General features: G+C 34.0%; 16 protein-coding genes and 1 CRISPR repeat array (1 of these 17 cut by a window edge). Of the genes, 3 read left to right on the top strand and 13 right to left on the bottom strand.

Translation table 11 applies throughout. From position 1 onward, the window contains the following. Nucleotides 1–2,822: a CRISPR direct-repeat array (repeat unit 36 nt; unit sequence GTTGTGGTTTGATTAAAGATTAGAAAACACGATATT) (it extends 1,236 nt beyond the left edge of the window). Between the two features lie 619 nt (nucleotides 2,823–3,441). Beyond that, nucleotides 3,442–3,753: a transposase gene (locus EKM05_RS14630; protein WP_233590890.1), complete on the top strand. Its 312-nt coding sequence runs from the start codon at nucleotides 3,442–3,444 to the stop codon at nucleotides 3,751–3,753. 9 nt (nucleotides 3,754–3,762) lie between these two features. On the opposite strand, the gene cas2 is transcribed toward EKM05_RS14630, so the two are convergent. The 6 genes from cas2 to EKM05_RS07570 form a co-directional block, all read right to left on the bottom strand. Next, a complete protein-coding gene (gene cas2, locus EKM05_RS07545; protein WP_126455227.1) occupies nucleotides 3,763–4,092 on the bottom strand; it encodes a CRISPR-associated endonuclease Cas2 in 330 nt (109 codons plus the stop codon). Next, the gene (gene cas1, locus EKM05_RS07550; protein WP_126460527.1) at nucleotides 4,068–4,982 is read right to left on the bottom strand and encodes a type II CRISPR-associated endonuclease Cas1; all 915 of its coding nucleotides are present in this window, start codon (nucleotides 4,980–4,982) and stop codon (nucleotides 4,068–4,070) included. The genes cas2 and cas1 overlap by 25 nt, the downstream gene beginning before the upstream one ends. Nucleotides 4,983–5,237: 255 nt before the next feature. Next, nucleotides 5,238–5,987 carry a shikimate dehydrogenase gene (locus EKM05_RS07555; protein ID WP_126554441.1) on the bottom strand — a complete coding sequence of 250 codons (750 nt, stop codon included), beginning with the start codon at nucleotides 5,985–5,987 and terminating at the stop codon, nucleotides 5,238–5,240. Beyond that, nucleotides 5,987–7,384, bottom strand: coding sequence for a tetratricopeptide repeat protein (locus tag EKM05_RS07560; protein ID WP_126460534.1), 1,398 nt, complete (start codon nucleotides 7,382–7,384; stop codon nucleotides 5,987–5,989). Before EKM05_RS07560 ends, EKM05_RS07555 begins: the two co-directional genes overlap by 1 nt. A gap of 277 nt (nucleotides 7,385–7,661) precedes the next feature. Further along, a complete protein-coding gene (locus EKM05_RS07565; protein WP_126460537.1) occupies nucleotides 7,662–8,852 on the bottom strand; it encodes an aspartate aminotransferase family protein in 1,191 nt (396 codons plus the stop codon). 87 nt (nucleotides 8,853–8,939) lie between these two features. After that, nucleotides 8,940–10,574, bottom strand: coding sequence for an OstA-like protein (locus tag EKM05_RS07570; protein ID WP_126554443.1), 1,635 nt, complete (start codon nucleotides 10,572–10,574; stop codon nucleotides 8,940–8,942). Nucleotides 10,575–10,850: 276 nt separating this feature from the next. On the opposite strand from EKM05_RS07570, the gene EKM05_RS07575 reads away from it, so the two are divergent. Beyond that, the gene (locus EKM05_RS07575) at nucleotides 10,851–12,719 is read left to right on the top strand and encodes an alpha-amylase family protein (RefSeq protein WP_126554445.1); all 1,869 of its coding nucleotides are present in this window, start codon (nucleotides 10,851–10,853) and stop codon (nucleotides 12,717–12,719) included. 76 nt (nucleotides 12,720–12,795) lie between these two features. On the opposite strand, the gene EKM05_RS07580 is transcribed toward EKM05_RS07575, so the two are convergent. The 7 genes from EKM05_RS07580 to rsfS form a co-directional block, all read right to left on the bottom strand. After that, nucleotides 12,796–13,566 (bottom strand): superoxide dismutase, encoded by a 771-nt coding sequence (locus EKM05_RS07580; protein ID WP_126460546.1) that lies wholly within the window; start codon nucleotides 13,564–13,566, stop codon nucleotides 12,796–12,798. A 7-nt stretch (nucleotides 13,567–13,573) separates the two neighbouring features. Continuing rightward, nucleotides 13,574–13,843 (bottom strand): acyl-CoA-binding protein, encoded by a 270-nt coding sequence (locus EKM05_RS07585; protein ID WP_126460549.1) that lies wholly within the window; start codon nucleotides 13,841–13,843, stop codon nucleotides 13,574–13,576. Then, entirely contained in the window at nucleotides 13,843–14,496 is a 654-nt protein-coding gene (locus EKM05_RS07590; RefSeq protein WP_126460552.1) for a phosphatidylserine decarboxylase family protein, read from the bottom strand. Before EKM05_RS07590 ends, EKM05_RS07585 begins: the two co-directional genes overlap by 1 nt. After that, nucleotides 14,486–15,376 carry a phosphatidate cytidylyltransferase gene (locus EKM05_RS07595; protein ID WP_126554447.1) on the bottom strand — a complete coding sequence of 297 codons (891 nt, stop codon included), beginning with the start codon at nucleotides 15,374–15,376 and terminating at the stop codon, nucleotides 14,486–14,488. The genes EKM05_RS07590 and EKM05_RS07595 overlap by 11 nt, the downstream gene beginning before the upstream one ends. 1 nt (nucleotide 15,377) lies before the next feature. Next, the gene (locus tag EKM05_RS07600; RefSeq protein WP_126460560.1) at nucleotides 15,378–15,980 is read right to left on the bottom strand and encodes an LUD domain-containing protein; all 603 of its coding nucleotides are present in this window, start codon (nucleotides 15,978–15,980) and stop codon (nucleotides 15,378–15,380) included. A 114-nt stretch (nucleotides 15,981–16,094) separates the two neighbouring features. Further along, nucleotides 16,095–18,020: an ATP-dependent zinc metalloprotease FtsH gene (ftsH, locus tag EKM05_RS07605; RefSeq protein WP_126455818.1), complete on the bottom strand. Its 1,926-nt coding sequence runs from the start codon at nucleotides 18,018–18,020 to the stop codon at nucleotides 16,095–16,097. A gap of 19 nt (nucleotides 18,021–18,039) precedes the next feature. Then, on the bottom strand, nucleotides 18,040–18,411 hold the full coding sequence (gene rsfS / locus EKM05_RS07610) for a ribosome silencing factor (protein ID WP_126455820.1): 372 nt from the start codon (nucleotides 18,409–18,411) through the stop codon (nucleotides 18,040–18,042). A 75-nt stretch (nucleotides 18,412–18,486) separates the two neighbouring features. On the opposite strand from rsfS, the gene EKM05_RS07615 reads away from it, so the two are divergent. Continuing rightward, a complete protein-coding gene (locus EKM05_RS07615) occupies nucleotides 18,487–19,236 on the top strand; it encodes a biotin--[acetyl-CoA-carboxylase] ligase (RefSeq protein ID WP_126554449.1) in 750 nt (249 codons plus the stop codon). Nucleotides 19,237–19,805 lie beyond the last annotated feature (569 nt).

A 19,805-nucleotide genomic window follows, 5' to 3' on the forward strand; every position in this document is an offset into this window, starting at 1 on the left:
ATTCTTCCAGCGGACCTTCGTTGTGGTTTGATTAAAGATTAGAAAACACGATATTGCATTCTTTTTCATGTTGAATAGAATCTAGTTGTGGTTTGATTAAAGATTAGAAAACACGATATTTTGAGAAATCCGAAGACGTCACGCCTCAGGTTGTGGTTTGATTAAAGATTAGAAAACACGATATTATTTATCAATCCAAATACCTGTTATAATAGTTGTGGTTTGATTAAAGATTAGAAAACACGATATTAGTGCAAACGATGCTATTAATGAAAAGGCAGTTGTGGTTTGATTAAAGATTAGAAAACACGATATTATATTGCTCTCGCCTTGTGTTGCATTAGCGGTTGTGGTTTGATTAAAGATTAGAAAACACGATATTAGATTCAGATTAAAAACCGTATCACTGATAGTTGTGGTTTGATTAAAGATTAGAAAACACGATATTCAAAGAGTTGTTGAAGAAGCCAACGAATTAGTTGTGGTTTGATTAAAGATTAGAAAACACGATATTTCGCAACCGCAACCGATTCACTTTATTTAGGGTTGTGGTTTGATTAAAGATTAGAAAACACGATATTCATAAATTATATGTCGATAATGAACCACTTGTTGTGGTTTGATTAAAGATTAGAAAACACGATATTTTTACAGTTGATAAGGCTCGTAAAGTAATGGTTGTGGTTTGATTAAAGATTAGAAAACACGATATTTGAACTAACAGAACTATACATGAAAGAGGTGTTGTGGTTTGATTAAAGATTAGAAAACACGATATTTGTTCACCACCGCCGTTAACGGAATTCGGGTTGTGGTTTGATTAAAGATTAGAAAACACGATATTGGAAATCAATCCGGAAACTTTTGGACTAGAGTTGTGGTTTGATTAAAGATTAGAAAACACGATATTAAATTAAAAAAAGAACAAAGAGAATTAAGTGTTGTGGTTTGATTAAAGATTAGAAAACACGATATTTTTTCGTGTAAATCCCATTCTACTTGCGCTGTTGTGGTTTGATTAAAGATTAGAAAACACGATATTGTTGAGAAATCCGAAGACGTAACGCCTCAGGTTGTGGTTTGATTAAAGATTAGAAAACACGATATTTTGAAGTTTTTTGCGAAGGTGTAGATTTAAAGTTGTGGTTTGATTAAAGATTAGAAAACACGATATTTTATGATATTAGGAATAACGCTAAAGCACGTTGTGGTTTGATTAAAGATTAGAAAACACGATATTCTAATCTTTTTCTACTTACCAACTGGCCGTGTTGTGGTTTGATTAAAGATTAGAAAACACGATATTTCTTTGTTTGTTTTTTATATTAGCGGCATTGTTGTGGTTTGATTAAAGATTAGAAAACACGATATTATTTAGAATCTTTGTGTGCAAAGGAATACTGTTGTGGTTTGATTAAAGATTAGAAAACACGATATTAAAGGCATTGCATCAAATATTGATACGACGGTTGTGGTTTGATTAAAGATTAGAAAACACGATATTAGTGTTTGTTTTGACTTTTAACATCTCGGCGTTGTGGTTTGATTAAAGATTAGAAAACACGATATTGAACGCTAAACAAGTCCGAGCCCCGCTAGGGTTGTGGTTTGATTAAAGATTAGAAAACACGATATTCTTAACCAATGCGGTTGTTAATTACGAATGGTTGTGGTTTGATTAAAGATTAGAAAACACGATATTTGTAAAGATGCTAATGATTATTTAATTAAGGTTGTGGTTTGATTAAAGATTAGAAAACACGATATTTTGTAATATTGAATTTAAAAGACCTAGTAGTTGTGGTTTGATTAAAGATTAGAAAACACGATATTTTAGGTATTGAAGTAGTGAACCAACGTGATGTTGTGGTTTGATTAAAGATTAGAAAACACGATATTTTTACAGTTGATAAGGCTCGTAAAGTAATGGTTGTGGTTTGATTAAAGATTAGAAAACACGATATTGCAAAAAAAACATTATAACTAATCCTTATAGTTGTGGTTTGATTAAAGATTAGAAAACACGATATTTGAAATGTTGTTGATTGAAAATCTAAATATGTTGTGGTTTGATTAAAGATTAGAAAACACGATATTTTCGTATCTGTGATAAATTCTTTCCATGTAGTTGTGGTTTGATTAAAGATTAGAAAACACGATATTTTTAAATCAGAGCCTGTTGACTGTGTATTGTTGTGGTTTGATTAAAGATTAGAAAACACGATATTTCTACAAACACATTCACTTAAGAAAAGTAAGTTGTGGTTTGATTAAAGATTAGAAAACACGATATTTTATCAATATTGCACAGAGGACGAAGAGGGGTTGTGGTTTGATTAAAGATTAGAAAACACGATATTGGATTGATAAATATAAACAATTTCAAAAAGGTTGTGGTTTGATTAAAGATTAGAAAACACGATATTTGCAGAAAAAAGAAGTAAAGACATTGATCGGTTGTGGTTTGATTAAAGATTAGAAAACACGATATTAGATACCTGCTCAGAGTTTATGAAGCGGTAGTTGTGGTTTGATTAAAGATTAGAAAACACGATATTACTAAGCCAATTTGATTTAGCAGACCATAAGTTGTGGTTTGATTAAAGATTAGAAAACACGATATTAGAACAAAACGTTTACGAAGCGTCTTTAGAGTTGTGGTTTGATTAAAGATTAGAAAACACGATATTATCGGCTGCCCTATCAGCTTCGGAAGTAACGTTGTGGTTTGATTAAAGATTAGAAAACACGATATTCTTCCTGTTTTCATCATCGTGGCCGTGAGCGTTGTGGTTTGATTAAAGATTAGAAAACACGATATTAGTTGGCTTGTTACCTTCTAATTATCAAAGGAATATGGGTGAATGTCGTATAAAAAAATGCCTCTTTTTTGGATTGATATCCCAATATTGAGGCATTTTTTTATTTCTATCAATAAAAATTCGATAAATGGTAGTAGAATCATAGTAAGAGGCAAGATTCAATGATTAATTTTTAGTGCAATCTGCAGGGACAGGTCGCGACCTGTCCGTACGTTAGAGATTAGTCGCAAAATAATTTATATTTTTTACGATTTGTGCGCAAGATAGGAAATGTTGTTTAGGGAATGTGAATAGGGCAGGAATAGGGCAGGGACAGGTCGCGACCTGTCCGTACGTTAGAGATTAGTCGCGAAATAATTTATATTTTTTTACGATTTGTGTGTAGGATAGGAAATGTTGTTTAGGGCAGGAATAGGGCAGGGACAGGTCGCGACCTGTCCGTACGTTAGAGATTATTCGCAAAATAATTTATATTTCGTTACGATTTGTGTGCAAGATAGAAAATGTTGTTTTGGGAATGTTAATACGGCAGGAACAGGTCGCGACCTGTCCGTACACGAGCCAATGAATCCGTATATGGAATGAATATGGTTCTATTGCACAAAAACAATGGAATTGGTTGGATAATCAGTATGCGTATGTTATTTTACATTCTTTTATAGTAATGCCGAATCATGTCCACGCAATTTTGGAAATTGATAGTAATTTGATATCTGATTGTGAAATAAAAATAAAATCAGTATCGGAACTAATTGGTGCTTATAAAACGACCTCATCAAAACAAATTCATTTAGCCGGTTTGTCTGATTTTGCCTGGCAGCGTTCTTTTCATGATCATATAATTAGAAACGATGGGTCTTATGAAAGAATTTATAATTATATCGAAACAAATCCTGAGAGGTGGAATACAGATGCGCTTTTTGAAAAATAAAATTATTGTTTAAAACAATTCCAACTGTGTTGGGGCATTACTATTTTCCTGTTTGGCTTTTCCTAAATAGTTGATAATCATTCCAAATTGTTTGTCGGTAATACGTAAAACACTAACTTTTCCTAACGAAGGAACGAGTCGGTTAATGCGTTTTTCATGAACATCAGCACTTTCTCCACTCGCACAATGCCTAATATAAACTGAAAATTGCATCATGCTAAAGCCATCTTTTAAGAGATTTCCTCGAAACTGAGAGGCATTCCTTTTGTCTTTTTTAGTTTCTGTAGGCAAATCGAAAAACACGAACAGCCACATTATTCGGTATCCGTTAAGTTCCATAATTTAGGATATTTAATTTTTTTTCGGTGACCTGTAAAACAGTGCTGGAGCGAACTAGCCGTTTTTTGCAATCCTACCATTAAAGGGCTTTTTTCTTCTTTGAAATAAACAGTTTGTGTCAGCATTTGTAATAGTTCCGCTTTTATTGCGGTGTTTAGTTCTTGTTCTTGATACCGGTTCATAATATCAAAAACTTTTTCGTCAACAATGGGACGAAAAGGTTCCATAATATCATCAGCAAGTGCAAAAGCATTGTATTTACTTTTATGATGAATACCAAGTGTATTCAATAATCCGCTTCCGGAAAGTGCTCTAGCTGTAGCGGCTCTTAAAATAGCATACCCGTAGTTTAAAAAATTGTTGGGATAATCACCATAACGTTCTCTTTTTATGCCATTTTTTTCATGATTAGGTAACGGAAAATTTTTCCAATATTGTTGTGCAGCAACTCCTTCCATATTTGTGGTGTCACCGCTTAATACTTTGCTAGCCAGAAACTCAAACGTATTTTTATTTTCAGTTATTTTTGCTAACAATTCCCCTTGATTTTTAATTTTTTCAATAATAGTTTGTTGCCATAGTTGTTTTTTCAGAGGAATTGAAGCTTCGATTTGATTTTTGAATATTTCCTGCTGAATGTGATGGCTGTTGAGGTTGAGTAACATTCCATTGGGTAAGTGGTTGCTACCACAAATAATAATAGCAGTATTATTTTCTACAATTAAGTTCATAGCAGGAATACTCAGATAAATTTCAGCATGATCGAGTACCAGAAAACCAATGTCTTCTATTGGAATGGTACTTTCTCTTATTTCTGATTTTAGTATTAGCTGTTGGTTTTTTGTCGTGATTGAGGATTTATTTTCGATAAGAATTGTTCTTTTGATCATAATTTAAGCCGTTAAATTAATTGCAAATATTTGATTATCAATCAAATTAACATATTTAATAATCAGTTATTTTACGGGAAACCTCAATCTGCCTTTTAAATTGCTGATATAAAAAAATCGTCTCGTTTTAAAACAGTAAAATGGCTGTTTTAAAACGAGACGACCGATAGAAATTTTAATTAATTAATTAATTTAAGCGAGAGCTAATACAATAATCTTGATTACGCTCGATTTGACAAGAAATAAACTTCTTAGTTATTTATTCCAGATTTTCCACGCTTTCTCTGCTTGAAAAATAAGCATATCCAAACCATTTTTGATTTGTGCTCCTTGCTGTTTGGCTTTTTTTAGGAATTGTGTTTCTGCAGGATTGTAAATCAAGTCAAATGCAATGTGCTTTTCTGTGAAAAATTCATACGGGATCAATGGAAACGCATCCACATTTGGACTTGTTCCTACTGGAGTCGAGTTGATGATGATTTGGTAATTGTCGAATGTTGTTGCGTTGATTCGGTTATACTCAATCGCATTTTCTTTAGCTTCTCTCGACACAAAAGTATAAGGAATGTCCAGTTCATCCAAAGCAAAAGCGACTCCTTTAGATGCTCCTCCTGTGCCTAAAATCAAGGCTTTTTTGTGGTGCGGTTGCAACAGGGGTTCTAATGATTTTTTGAAACCATAATAATCGGTATTATACCCTTTCAACGTTCCTTTTTTGGTAATTTTGATGGTATTTACAGCGCCAATTAATTCCGCTTTTTTAGATAATTTATCCAGAAACGGAATGACGGTCTCCTTGTATGGAATAGTTATACTTAACCCTTTTAAATTTAAAGTGTTTTTTAGTATCTCTGGAAGTGCTGTTATTTCTGGAATATCAAAATTTTCATAGGTGCAACCAGTAAAATTTTCATTGTTAAATTTATCGGTAAAATATCCTTTAGAAAAAGAATAACTAATATTGCGACCCAGTAACCCAAAACGTTTTCTAACTGTTTCTGTCATTATTTTTTTTTATGTTTTGCAATGTAGTTTTGCACCATTTTTTTGGCCCAAACTACTGGAAATAAATCTTCTAAAAGGATGTAATTATCAAAATTTAATCGTAAGGCATTGCTTAAATGGAATTTTGCTTTTGTATTATCTGTTAGCATAAAATACAATCCTGCTAAGCGGTATTCAACTTCATTTTCTTCCGGAAAATATTCTGAAGCTTGTAATAAGGTTTGAATGGCACTTTCGAATTCTCCTAAAAATTGTAGAATATCCACCCAGAATAACCAGGTGTCAAGTTCAGTATCGCCAAATTCAACTGCTTTCCTGTATCCAAATTCAGCTTCTTCAAAGAAGTTCATTTGCTTATTGATAGTCGCAAAGCGTTTCCAATACAAGCGATTTTGGTTGTCAATCGCTAATGCTTTATTGACATAAAACAATGCTTTTTGGTAATTTTTTTGACGTACATAAAAATCCGTGATGGCAATCCAACCTTTATCTAAGAGTGGATCTTCATGCACTGTTTGATTGAAATATTTTAAGGCTAAAGCTTTGTTTCCTAATCTTTCATAACATTTTCCCATTCGAAGTAACGCATACGAAGTTGCATCATCTAATTCAATAGTTCTGCTATAACTTTCTATGGCTTTCTCGTATTTTTTTAATCGTTCAAAAGCTTTTGCTTTTTCCATGAAAGCACCAAGGAATTCATCATCAATTAAAGTAGCGTAATCAAAGGCACGAATCGCATTTTCATATTCTTTTACACCATAATGCAAACGGCCCAGTTGGTGCCAGGCAATTTCGCTGTATGGATTTTTGTCAATGTATTTATTTAAATAAGTAATCGCTTCTTGGTTTTGATCTAAAAATTCAAAACAATACACTACGTTATACAAAGCGGATTGGTCTTCCAGATCTTCTTCTAAACACTTGATGAAGCTTTCTTTTGCCAGTTCAAGATTGTCCATAAAAAGATATTCCATGCCTATTAAATTATAGACATCAGCATAATCATCTGTGTATTTTAACGCGGTTTGTAATAATTCAACCGCCTTTTCGTGTTGGTCTCTTTTGGAGCAGATATTGGCTTTTTGAATGTAAATTTCTTCATTGGTTGGTTCAATGGCATACAACTCGTTCAATAGCTTTTCGGCTAGTTCGAGTTTGTCGTCATAAACTAGCATTTCCACCTGAACTAATTTTAGTCCGGTAGATTTTGGGTGCTGTTCTAATGCCAGTTTGAGTGCTTTTTTTGCTAAAGCGGCCTTACCCATATCGAGGTAATGAAGAATAATTTCTTCAAATTCTTCGGAGTCAAAAAAGAGTACTTTGTTGGTTTTCAACATGGACTCAAATTTAGACAATGATAAGTTATAGTCTTCTTCTTCGTTGCTTAATTGCATACTGTGTGTTTTTAATTTGGCCTAAATAAATTTAGGGAATCGTGCGTGTACTGCGAGGGAAAGTTGGAATTGTTGTGAACAATTTAATTAACAAAAAAAGGGGTAGTTTAAACGTATGCCCTAGCCCTGATAAGAGTGGAAATCCTTTTGCTTTTTGCTGACAAAAAGTAAAAGATTAAAACGGATAGCAGGAATAGCTCCCAATTTTTTTAATTGTTTTGAATAGGTATTTCAATATGTATCCAATAGTACAACTTCTGCTATCAAAAATCGTTAATCATTTTTCTTCAATCATTATTCCATCCATTACTTCTAATATGATGCTGCAACCTTCTCGTATCTCTTGTTCAGAAATGGTAAGCGGTGGCGTAATTCTTATGGCGCAATCTTCAAATAATAACCAGAATAAAATGAGTCCTTTGTCTTGACATTTAAGAATCACTTCGTTTGTTATATCGGCACTTTGGGTCATTGCAGCCAGCATCAATCCTTTTCCTCTTATATCCTGTATCAAAGGATGTACCAAAAGTGATCTGAATAGCTTTTCTTTCTCCATCGCCTCATCCATGAGATTGGTCTCGGTAATTTCCTGCAAAGTAGCCAAGCAGGCTGACGCAATGACAGGGTGGCCTCCAAAAGTCGTGATATGACCCAGTTTTGGATTATCGCTCAACAAATCCATCATTGCTGATGAAGCCGTAAAAGCACCTACAGGCATGCCACCTCCCATTCCTTTTCCCATAACTACGATATCAGGAACAACATCATAATTTTGGAATCCAAAGAGTTTTCCGGTTCTCCCAAAGCCTGGTTGGATTTCATCGAGAATCATCATTGCGCCCACTTCTGTGCAACGCTCGCGTACTTTTTTGAGATAATCATCGTTTGGCTGAATAAATCCGGCACCACCTTGAATGGTTTCCAGAATAATTCCAGCCGTTTTAGTGGTTATTTTTTGTAAATCGGCTTCGTTGTTGAAGGTAATAAAATCAACATCAGGTATCAATGGACGAAAAATTTGTTTGCGTTCTTCAAATCCCATGACGCTCATAGCACCCATTGTATTGCCATGGTATGCGTTATGACACGAAATCAATTGGCTTCTTCCGGTAGTTCTTCTAGCTAGTTTTAAAGCACCTTCAATGGCTTCGGTTCCTGAATTGACCAAATAAGTTTTATCTAAAGGTGCGGGCAGGAGCGAGGCTAACAATTTGCAATACTGAACCGCCGGACTTTGTGAATATTCGCCATAGACCATAACATGAGAATATTTGTCTAACTGATCCTTTATGGCTTGATTGACTCTAGGATGTTGGTGTCCCAATGTGCATGCGGAAACTCCCGCCACAAAATCCAAGTATTTCTTAGCGTTCGTATCGTAAATATAAGAACCTATAGCATGTGAGACTTCCATGCCCAATGGATATGGTGAGGTTTGCGCTTGGTATTTTAAGAAATCTGGATTCACGGTTATTTGTTTAATCTTTTATTTGTTAAATTGACAGAACGGTGATTGAATACTGCTCCCGAAGTGTCGGGACTGCTCACTGCTGACTTACTTCTTCTTCTTCTTCTTCTTATCGTAATTCAGGGTTTCTTTTCGGATTTTCATAGGAATATCCTCTTTGGCCTCTGCCGCTTTAGTTGCTTTATCTATTTTATCGTTGTCTTCATTTTCTTCGGCAGGAAAAATATCGTCCTTGGATTTTATTCGTTCCTCTCCTCGCCAAAGCAGTCCTCTTAGAATACGTGCATTTTCTGGCAACTCTTTCTCTGGATAAATATCGCCATCCACCTGCTGGAAAAACGTAATAGTTTCTATCGCATTTTCTTCTAAAATAAGATTGATTTTGCTGCTTACATTCTTATTGATACCAATGAGTTCCTGAGCTTCGTTGCGCATGTAATAAATGACTTCGGCATTCTTTATAATATCAACATCATGGAGTTTTCCGTCTTTAAATTTCCCATAGAGATTTTGACCCTTGACTTGATTATATCCAGTTCCGATCGTGTCTTTGGAGACTATAAATGTGTTGTTGAGTACTTTGAGCGAATCTAGTTTTTGGGTATTGTTGTCTCCTATGAGATGCATGACATCTCCTGTGATTTGGTTTTCTGCGTTCCAAAGTATCGGATTTCCAATCATTTTGGTCAACGCTGTTTTAGAACTTGAATGAATCGAATCACATTTTCCGCTCATATCAGTTTTGAAAAACCGGACATTGTTAAACGCTCTGATAATTCGGTTTCCTTCTTTTCCAGTAACCATTAATTTTTTTCCATGGATGTAAACCGAGTCATTTTCGACAAAATTCACGGCAACAGCTCTTTTGGTTACGTACATAGAATCCAGTTTTTTATACACTTCAGCATAATGCCCTTTTATAATTCCGCGATTGATGGAATCCGTTATTTTTACGTTTCGCGTTGCCGATGCAAATTCCCGGTTTCGATCATAGTACAAACTGTCGCCTTTAATCACCCGATCATCGTATTTGATGTACGATTTATTCAGGAAATGAGCCAGATTTTTTTTGGTATCATAAAATCCTTTTTCGGTATATATATAATTGGCTTTACTGGTAATTGTGGATGGTCCAAAAAGATACGAATGCCCGGAATTACTGAAATAATCCAAGTGATTTGATTTAATTACATAGGTTGGATTAGTAATAGTAACAGCTGTAAGGAATTGGAATTTCTTTTGTTTCACATAATATCTTCCTGAATTGCTTTTTAGCGTATTGTCTTTATTGGTAATTGTTCCTGGCGTATCGTAAAATACTTCTTGAGTGTTTCGGTCAAAATTAATAATCTCTGTTACCAAAGTCGCATCAGGGGAACTCATTACGGCATCTCCGGAAGCATAGGCTTTTTTTACATTTCCATTGTATTCCGCATATTTACTGTTTAGGAATAAAGTGTCACCTTGCACCATTTGAACATTGCCAAAAGCCTTGATGTAGTTTTCTTTTTGAAAATAATACGCTTTATTACAAGTCATTATCACGCCATCATGATTGACACGTACGTTCCCAATCAGCAATAATGCATCCGGTATTTCTACCTGATTTACATCGGCAAAATCTGAGTTTTCTACAATAATTTTTTTTGGAGCTTGCGCCAAAACTAAATTAGCAGTGAACAGTATGAAACAATAACGAAGGAAAAAAAACGATTTTTTCAATGGATTTAATTTTTGTCAAATTTATGAAAAAGGATACAATCCTAATCCATATTAGGATTTATTTATAATTAGTCAAAAGTGCATGATAAACGATGATTTTTCCTTTTTAAAGTTATCAACAAATGCGGCAACTCCTTCGTTGTAGTTTGTTCTAATGGAGAGATGATTATATAATTTCAAATAATATAGAGTTCTTTATATTTAAAAAATATTAAATTTAAAAATTGATATTCATTTTAGTATCAAAAGAATTAAAATCAGCATAAATAATTTTATATGATGAAAAAAACAACTATTGTTGCCGGTATAAGCGTAGTGCTTTTGGCGACAGCCTGTAAAACGAAAGAGTTAAAAATGAATACGGAACAAAAGGAGTCAGTTTCCCATAAAAAAGAAGTGGTGTATCAGGTTTTTACCCGATTATTTGGGAATAAAAATACGAACAACAAGCCTTGGGGAACCATTGAAGAAAATGGAGTAGGAAAGTTCAACGATTTTACAAATACGGCCTTAAAGGAAATAAAGGATTTGGGAGTTACTTATATTTGGTACACCGGAGTTCCGCATCATGCTGTGATTCGGGATTATTCCGCTATTGGAATTTCTAATGATGATCCGGAAGTGGTCAAAGGACGAGCCGGTTCTCCTTATGCCGTAAAAGATTACTACAATGTGAATCCAGATTTGGCTGTAAATCCTGAAAATCGTTTGCAGGAATTTGAAGCTTTAGTTGTGCGAACTCACCAAGCTGGATTAAAGGTGATTATCGATATTGTTCCCAATCACATTGCGCGAAAGTATGAAGGAAAAAGTAATCCGGTTGGTGTCAAAGATTTTGGTGCAGATGATGACACGACCGTTGAATACAAAAGAGACAATAATTTTTATTATATTCCAAATACACACTTTGAAATCCCTGACACAGACAAGCCATTAAATGGAGAAAAGAATCTGTTAATTGATGGAAAATTTGTAGAAAGTCCAGCAAAATGGACTGGTAATGGTTCTCGTATGGCAAAACCAGATCGAAATGACTGGTATGAAACCATCAAAGTAAATTACGGTATTCGTCCGGATGGTTCCAAAGATTTTCCGGAACTTCCTACTGGTTTTGATTCCAAATCCTATCAGGAACATTTCGATTTTTGGAAAGGAAAAGATGTTCCAAACTCTTGGGATAAATTCAAAGACATTGCCTTGTATTGGACGGCAAAAGGAGTCGATGGTTTTCGATTTGACATGGCCGAAATGGTGCCGTATGAATTTTGGAGTTATATGAATTCAGCCATTAAAGTAAATAATCCGAATGCTTTTTTATTAGCCGAAGTCTACAATCCTAAAGAATATAGAAATTATATTCATCTGGGTAAAATGGATTATTTGTATGATAAAGTAGAAACGTATGATAAATTGAAAGATATCATTCAAGGAAAAGCATTGCCTGATGGATTATCTGACATCCAAAACGGAATTTCAGATATTGAGCATCACCTGTTGCATTTTCTGGACAATCATGATGAACAACGTTTAGCAAGTCCGGAATTTGCGGGAACGCCACAAAAAGGGAAGCCTTTGATGGTGGTTTCTACAACCATAAGTACGTCGCCTACGATGGTTTATTTTGGACAGGAAGTAGGAGAGGCTGGAAATGAAAATGCTGGATTTGGTACCCATTCCAGAACGTCAATCTTTGATTATATAGGTGTTCCCAATCACCAACGCTGGATGAACGGAGGAAAATTTGATGGTGGTCAGTTAACGCAGGATGAAAAGGACTTGCGAGATTTTTATAAAAAATTATTGAATTTCTCTTTGAATAGTACTGCTTTAATGGGGAAATACCAAGAAATACAAACGGTGAATCGCCATATGACTCAAGGATACGATTCTGGAATTTATGCATTCACACGCTGGTCTGATACGCAAAAATTAATCGTTATCACTAATTTTTCCTGGCTTACTACTAGCAATTTTGAGTTAAAAATCCCTTCAGATGTAATCCAAAAATGGAATTTGAAAGACGGAAATTATACACTTACGGATCAATTATACCATAAAAGTTATGTTGAGCTGAAAGTATTCAATGGTGAAGGAAACGCGAAAATTACAATAGCACCTTCAGAATCGTTTATTTATCAATTGTAAAGGATTTTTAGTTAGCAAAAGGATAAAAAAAAGCTGATATAAATTTATATCAGCTTTTTTTTAGCTCAAACGAATACTATTTTTTTGTTACAGCATCATAATTTTCTTCTATTTTTTTCCAATTAATTACATTAAAAAAAGCATCAATATAATTTTTTCTTCGGTATTGGTAGTCTAAATAATAAGCGTGTTCCCATACATCTAAAGCTAATATTGGAGTTCCGGGAACAACTGCATTACGCATCAAGGGATTATCCTGATTAGGTGTGCTGGTTACTTGTAATTTTCCAGATTTATCTAGAATCAACCATGCCCAACCGGAGCCAAATTGTTTTGTCGCTTCAACTTTGAACGCTGTGGTAAAGTTTTCAAATGAACCAAAATCTCTGGTAATTGCTTCAGCCAATGCATTTGATGGTTGACCTCCTCCTTTTGGCGTCATGCATTTCCAATACAAAGAATGATTGTAAAAACCTCCTGCATTGTTGCGAAGTGTGGGGTCATTTGGATCTAATTTACTTAATACTTCCTCAATTGTCAGATTTTCAAGTGGAGTTCCTAAAATAGCCTTGTTCAAATTGTTAGTGTAAGTCAAATAATGTTTGGAATAATGGATTTCTAAGGTAGTAGCTGATATGTTTGGGGCTAATGCATTGTACCCGTAAGGAAGTTTTTCCAGTTGAAAAGAACCTTCATTAGCCTTTACGTCCTCCGGAATTCCGGTTAACACTTTCTCTTCGGTCGTAGGTAAGGGAACTTCAACGACTTCGGTAAATTTTTTTTTATTACAAGAAATTATGCCAATCAGTAGCAGTATAACTGGAATTAAAAAATATAATTTTTTCATAATAATACTATTTTTTTAACAAAGAATAAATAGTTTCTATGTATTGTTTTTTGGCCTCATCTGAGGTAAGGTGGCTGATTTGCATCCATGCATTGGTTTTAAAAGCATCTCTCAAATGGTAAGTAGAAGTTTGTTTTAGATCTAAAGTTCCAAAAGTAGCTTGTTTGTAAAAGGCATAAAGTCGCAATTGAACATCTTGCGGTAAAGATGCCTGTGTCATCGATGAAGCTATTTTTACAGCTTCCAGAAATTGTAGCTCTAATTCTTTTTCATTCATTATCTTTTGGTAGCAATAATAGTTTTACCTCCAATTGCCTTTTGATTCAATTCAACATTAACTTCTGTTCCTAATGGTAAAAAGAGATCTACTCGTGAGCCAAATTTGATAAAACCGGCATCAGTTCCCTGAATAACCTGCATTCCTTCTTCAGCGTAATTTACGATTCTTCGGGCTAAGGCTCCGGCAATTTGACGGTATAGTACTTCACCAAAGGTTTTATTTTCGATGACAATTGTAGTTCTTTCGTTTTCCTCGCTTGCTTTTGGGTGCCATGCTACTAAAAATTTCCCAGGATGGTATTTGCTGAATTTTACAATTCCGCTCAATCCATAACGGGTGACATGCACATTAATGGGCGACATGAAGATGGATATTTGTAAACGTTTGTCTTTAAAATATTCGCTTTCATACACTTCTTCAATAACCACAACTTTACCGTCTACTGGCGCAAGAATTTGGTTTTCAGTGATGATTACGGTTCTTTTTGGATTTCTGAAAAATTGCAGTATGATGATCAAAAGCAACAGCGCTGCTATTTGTATGGCCATTTTGAGCCAGATGGTGTCTATGAAATTATCAGACAATAAGAGCACAACGGCAGTAAAAATAGTGCCTAATAAAATAGATTGGGTTCCTTCTTTATGAAACATAGTTTAAAATTTGATAAAATAAAAATATAATTGGTGCTACAAATATAACACTATCTAGTCGATCTAGGATGCCTCCGTGACCAGGCATTATTTTTCCGCTGTCTTTGACATCGGCAATTCGTTTGAATTTAGATTCAATTAAGTCTCCTATAGTACCTGCAATTCCAACAATAACAGCTATTGAAGTCCAGATTAGTATGGATCGTTCACTAAATTCAGGGTTGGCTTTTATGTAGTACTTTGAGATCAAATAACCGGCTAAAACAGCAAAAATGATTCCGCCTAAGAACCCTTCAATTGTTTTTTTGGGCGATATTTTTTCAAATAATTTGGTTCGGCCTATTGATTTACCAACAATATAAGCAAAGGTATCATTAGTCCATATTAAGATGAATAATCCAATTATAATTTTGGGATTATAGTCATTTATTCCAAATGAAATTTTAGTAATAAATACAAAAGGTAATATGATGTAACCTAGTAAATACAAGTATTTTGATGAAGTGCTTATTTTTTGAATGTTATCATAAAATAAGAAAAGGATACATTTTATAGATACAACTAACGCTATAACCAATAAAACAACATCTAGTTGCTGTATGTTTATTGAAATTTCTAAATTAGAATTAAATAGCTGATTGAGGGTATCCGTAGTGATTTTATTATAATGGCTTACTAAAGTAACAGCTGTATACAAGGTTGCACCAAAAAGAACCGGTAAAATTTTATGTATTTGAATTAAATTACAAAATTCATAAATGGCAATAAGTAGAAAAATACCAAAAAGAATAAAAAAGCTTTCAGTAGAGTATAAAATAGAAGCAAGTAATAATAGGATATAAACAGCTCCCGATATACCTCGTTTTAGAGTTTCATTCATCTTACAGATCTTCTAAAAGCAATAAATAAAGATTTTTTGCAGAACTTCCGTATTGCGTGAAGTCTTCTTCTTTGGCTTTTTCGAAATATTTTATAGTAGTAATATTAGTAGGGTAGTCCCTTTCATATTTCTTTTTTATAGCGCTAAGTCCATCGCTTTTGGCTTCAAGAATTTGACTTGTATTTGCTAAAATTATAATGTTTGTGGGTAATTCGTTTGGTTTGTCTTGCTTAATTTGTTTTGAAGAAAACAATATAGATCCTTCTTCAGAAATTAAATTTTCACAACTGGCCAGTAAAAATGAAGGATTTTTTGGTTTAGAGAAACTTAATTTATTATCCTCAAGCATACTGAAAAGTTCTGGTTCATAGCATAAAACTTCACTTTCGAACCAGTCATTCTCTTCAAGAATATTTTCAAAGTGTTCTTTTACTTCCTCTGGATTTTCACAGTATAAAAACTTACCTCCATTTTTTTTAAAATTACTGATAAATTTTTCATCTATAGAGATCGTGCTATCAGCATTGGTTTTACTAAATTCACTTTCTTTATCTTCCTCAGAAGCCGGATTAATTGAACCAAAAATTTTTCTAAAAAGACTCATATCGCTGTCAACTGCTTTAATTTATTACTTGAAAACGTTCAAAGATAAAAAAATCTTAATTCAAAAGTAGTTTTTGAATTAAGATTTTAAAAATAATTAAATATTTAGATGTTTCTAAGACACTACTTCTTCAAGATTTTTATCAAATGTTCTTTTTCCGAATATAGCTTCTAAATCATCTTTAAAAATAACTTCTTTTTCGATCAAAATATTTGCGAGCTGATTCAGTTTGTCTTTGTTATCCTCTAAAATCTGAATGGCTCTTTGGTATTGGCCTTCAATTAGTAATGATATTTCTTCATCAATAACTTTAGCCGTTTCTTCAGAATACGGTTTAGATAAATTATATTCGCTTTGTCCAGTTGAATCATAATAGGTAACATTTCCTATTTTTTCATTCAAACCATAAACCGTTACCATAGCACGAGCTTGTTTGGTTACTTTTTCTAAATCACTTAGCGCTCCTGTCGAAATTCTATTGAAAGTTACTTTTTCAGCAGCTCTTCCACCCATAGTAGCGCACATTTCGTCAAGCATTTGGTCAGGACGTACAATTAAGCGTTCTTCCGGCAAATACCAAGCGGCACCTAAGCTTTGTCCTCTAGGAACAATTGTTACTTTTATTAGTGGTGCTGCGTGCTCAAGCATCCAACTAACTGTAGCGTGACCTGCTTCATGAATAGCGATTGCTCTTTTTTCATCAGGTGTTACAATTTTATTTTTCTTTTCCAGACCTCCTACAATTCGATCAACTGCATCAAGGAAATCTTGTTTGTCAACTGCTGTTTTGTTATGTCTCGCTGCAATCAAAGCGGCTTCATTGCACACATTAGCAATGTCTGCGCCTGAAAATCCTGGAGTTTGTTTGGCTAAGAAGTCAGTGTCTAGTCCTTCCACTTTTTTCAATGGCTGTAGGTGTACTTTGAATATTTCTGCACGTTCACGAATATCGGGTAAGTCAACAAAAATTTGTCTGTCAAAACGTCCGGCACGCATTAAAGCTTTATCCAGTACATCTGCTCTGTTTGTAGCGGCTAGAACTATTACATTTGAATTTGTTCCAAAACCATCCATCTCTGTCAGTAATTGGTTTAATGTATTTTCACGTTCGTCATTTCCTCCGGACATGTTGCTTTTTCCTCTGGCTCTACCTACGGCATCAATTTCATCAATGAAAATGATTGCAGGAGATTTTTCTTTGGCTTGTTTGAACAAATCACGCACACGTGATGCGCCCACACCTACAAACATTTCTACAAAATCAGAACCGGATAAAGAGAAGAACGGTACTTGAGCTTCACCAGCTACGGCTTTAGCCAATAATGTTTTACCGGTGCCTGGAGGTCCTACGAGTAAAGCTCCTTTTGGTATTTTTCCTCCCAGGTTGGTGTATTTTTCAGGATTTTTCAAAAATTCAACAATTTCTTGAATCTCTTCTTTCGCTCCTTCTAAACCAGCAACATCTTTGAAAGTAGTTTTAATATCTGTTTTTTCGTCAAATAGTTTTGCTTTGGATTTTCCAATATTAAAAATTTGGCCACCACCACCACCGGCTCCACCAGACATTTTTCTCATGATAAAGATCCAAACGGCTATAATAATTATAATTGGCAATAAACTGATTAGGATATCTGACCAATTACTTTTTGCCAAGAAATTAAAATCGTTTAATTTACCTTTGGCAACTGCTTCTTCCAGCTTTTTTTGAAATATTTGATCATTACCAATGTTAAAAACGTAATGTGGTCCTTTATTAGGTCTGTCAAAAACATCTTTCGAAACTTTTTTGTGTGCTGCATCTTTCATTGCTGCCGCATTCAGAAAAACTTCAGCTTCGGTTTTGTTGTTTACAACAACTTTATCGATCTGACCTTTCTCTAAGTAGTCGTTAAACTTAGACGAGGTTAATTGTCCGGGTTCATTAAGACTGGAGCCATTAGTTATAAAACTTATAAATAAGAAAATTAATAATATTGCAGCGTAAATTAGCCAAGGGCTTACTTTAAACTTATTCGGATTTGGATTATTTTCTTTAGCCATTACTACGGATTATGTGTCTTTAGTATTTGTTTTCTATAGTTGTTATTTTAGCATCGCCCCATAAACTTTCGATGTTGTAGTACTCTCTAATATGTTTTTGAAATACATGAACCACTATATTCACATAATCCATTAATACCCATTCTGCATTATCAGTTCCCTCAACATGCCAAGGCTTGTCTTTTAATTCTTTTGAAACTGTTTTTTGGATAGAGTTGACTATTGCATTTACCTGCGTGTTTGAATTTCCATTACAGATTACAAAATAGTCGCAAACTGCAGTGTCTATTTCTCTTAAATCAAGGATAGTGATATCATTCCCTTTTACTTCTTCTATCCCTTTAATGATGTTCGCTAATAGAACGTCATTATTTATAGTCTTTTTCGCCATGAATTATTTTTAATATAAGTTTGTAAAGTTACCATTTTTTGTGATTATTTTTGAACCTTAACACAATATTAAATTATGTTTCACAAAAAAACGTATAGTAAGGTAATCAAACTCGATGCCATAGATTCTACAAACGAATTCCTTAAAGGGTTATCGAACAAACAAGAGCTCGAAAACTTTACTGTTGTTACCGCTGAGAGTCAAACAAAAGGAAAAGGACAAATGGGAGCTGTTTGGGTTTCTGAACCAAGTAAAAACTTAATAATGAGTATTTTGGTCAAGGATTTTTTAGCAGATATTTGTCAGATTTTCAGCTTAAATATTTTGGTTTCACTTACTGTAATTGAGGTTTTAGAATCGCTTAGGATTCCTGATCTTAGTATCAAATGGCCTAACGACATTATGTCATACAATAAAAAAATAGGTGGCATTTTGATAGAGAATAGCATCAAAAGCGACGGAACAATTGTTTCTATTGTAGGTTTGGGACTCAATGTAAATCAAACTAATTTCGAAAATTTAGCAAAAGCTTCTTCTTTGGCCGTGATTTGTGCAACTGAATTTGATAAAGAAGCACTTCTTTCTTCTATTGTTACATCCTTAGAAAAAAATAGAGCATTATGGAATCAGCAATCCAGTACTTCTTGGAACAAATACACAAACACATTATACAAAAAAGGTATTCCCATGGCCTTTTCAGCTCATAATAACGGTAACTTTATGGGAATTATTCAGGGCGTTTCGGTATCTGGGAAACTTCTGGTTCTTCTGGAAGATGATCGTGTCGTTGAATTTGACATCAAAGAAATTCAAATGTTGTATTAAATGGGTAATTTTAGTTTCAATTAATTACTGAAGCGTTCCTTTAGATTTCCTTTTTTATAGGAATGAATGTAGGAAAGAGATGAGTTACTTTTTTTATCGAAAGAAAATAAAAAATATTTCTCCAGGGCATTGCCGACATGAATACCGACAAAATTTTTATGAACCGTGGTAAAAATGTCAAAAACTTTATAAATTCTCAGTCCAATTGCAAACAGAACAAGCATGTTCAAATTATAGGAGGATAACACGTTATCAATCATAATCTGATTTGTAAAAACGGCAATTTGTGCGGTTGCTGCAAAGTGAAACTGCAAAAATATAAATGTACCATAGGTTTTTTATACTCTCCAATTGATAGAATAATGGACAATACAAACTGCTGGTTTCCTTTTGTAGATAACCTTATTAGATTTATTCTTTTTTTCCTCCTCTTCTACAACGAGAATCAAAAGGTAATTGTTTTTTTCCTTTTTCAAATTCTAAGATCTGAAAATTGTAATCCTTTTTCTTCTAATGAAATATACTGCTCGATATATTTTCAAGAAATATTTTCCGGTAAATATTTTAAA

Source organism: Flavobacterium sp. GSP27 (assembly GCF_003970395.1).
In the GTDB taxonomy this organism is placed as follows: domain Bacteria; phylum Bacteroidota; class Bacteroidia; order Flavobacteriales; family Flavobacteriaceae; genus Flavobacterium.

Bases quoted from the DNA above. Each gene is read 5' to 3' on its own strand.
- EKM05_RS07600 (WP_126460560.1), bottom strand. From the start codon at position 15,980: ATGAGTCTTTTTAGAAAAATTTTTGGTTCAATTAATCCGGCTTCTGAG.
- EKM05_RS07585 (WP_126460549.1), bottom strand. From the start codon at position 13,843: ATGAATGAAAAAGAATTAGAGCTACAATTTCTGGAAGCTGTAAAAATA.
- EKM05_RS07575 (WP_126554445.1), top strand. From the start codon at position 10,851: ATGATGAAAAAAACAACTATTGTTGCCGGTATAAGCGTAGTGCTTTTG.
- ftsH (WP_126455818.1), bottom strand. From the start codon at position 18,020: ATGGCTAAAGAAAATAATCCAAATCCGAATAAGTTTAAAGTAAGCCCT.
- EKM05_RS07580 (WP_126460546.1), bottom strand. From the start codon at position 13,566: ATGAAAAAATTATATTTTTTAATTCCAGTTATACTGCTACTGATTGGC.
- EKM05_RS07595 (WP_126554447.1), bottom strand. From the start codon at position 15,376: ATGAATGAAACTCTAAAACGAGGTATATCGGGAGCTGTTTATATCCTA.
- EKM05_RS07560 (WP_126460534.1), bottom strand. From the start codon at position 7,384: ATGCAATTAAGCAACGAAGAAGAAGACTATAACTTATCATTGTCTAAA.
- EKM05_RS07555 (WP_126554441.1), bottom strand. From the start codon at position 5,987: ATGACAGAAACAGTTAGAAAACGTTTTGGGTTACTGGGTCGCAATATT.
- EKM05_RS07590 (WP_126460552.1), bottom strand. From the start codon at position 14,496: ATGTTTCATAAAGAAGGAACCCAATCTATTTTATTAGGCACTATTTTT.
- rsfS (WP_126455820.1), bottom strand. From the start codon at position 18,411: ATGGCGAAAAAGACTATAAATAATGACGTTCTATTAGCGAACATCATT.
- cas1 (WP_126460527.1), bottom strand. From the start codon at position 4,982: ATGATCAAAAGAACAATTCTTATCGAAAATAAATCCTCAATCACGACA.
- EKM05_RS07615 (WP_126554449.1), top strand. From the start codon at position 18,487: ATGTTTCACAAAAAAACGTATAGTAAGGTAATCAAACTCGATGCCATA.
- cas2 (WP_126455227.1), bottom strand. From the start codon at position 4,092: ATGGAACTTAACGGATACCGAATAATGTGGCTGTTCGTGTTTTTCGAT.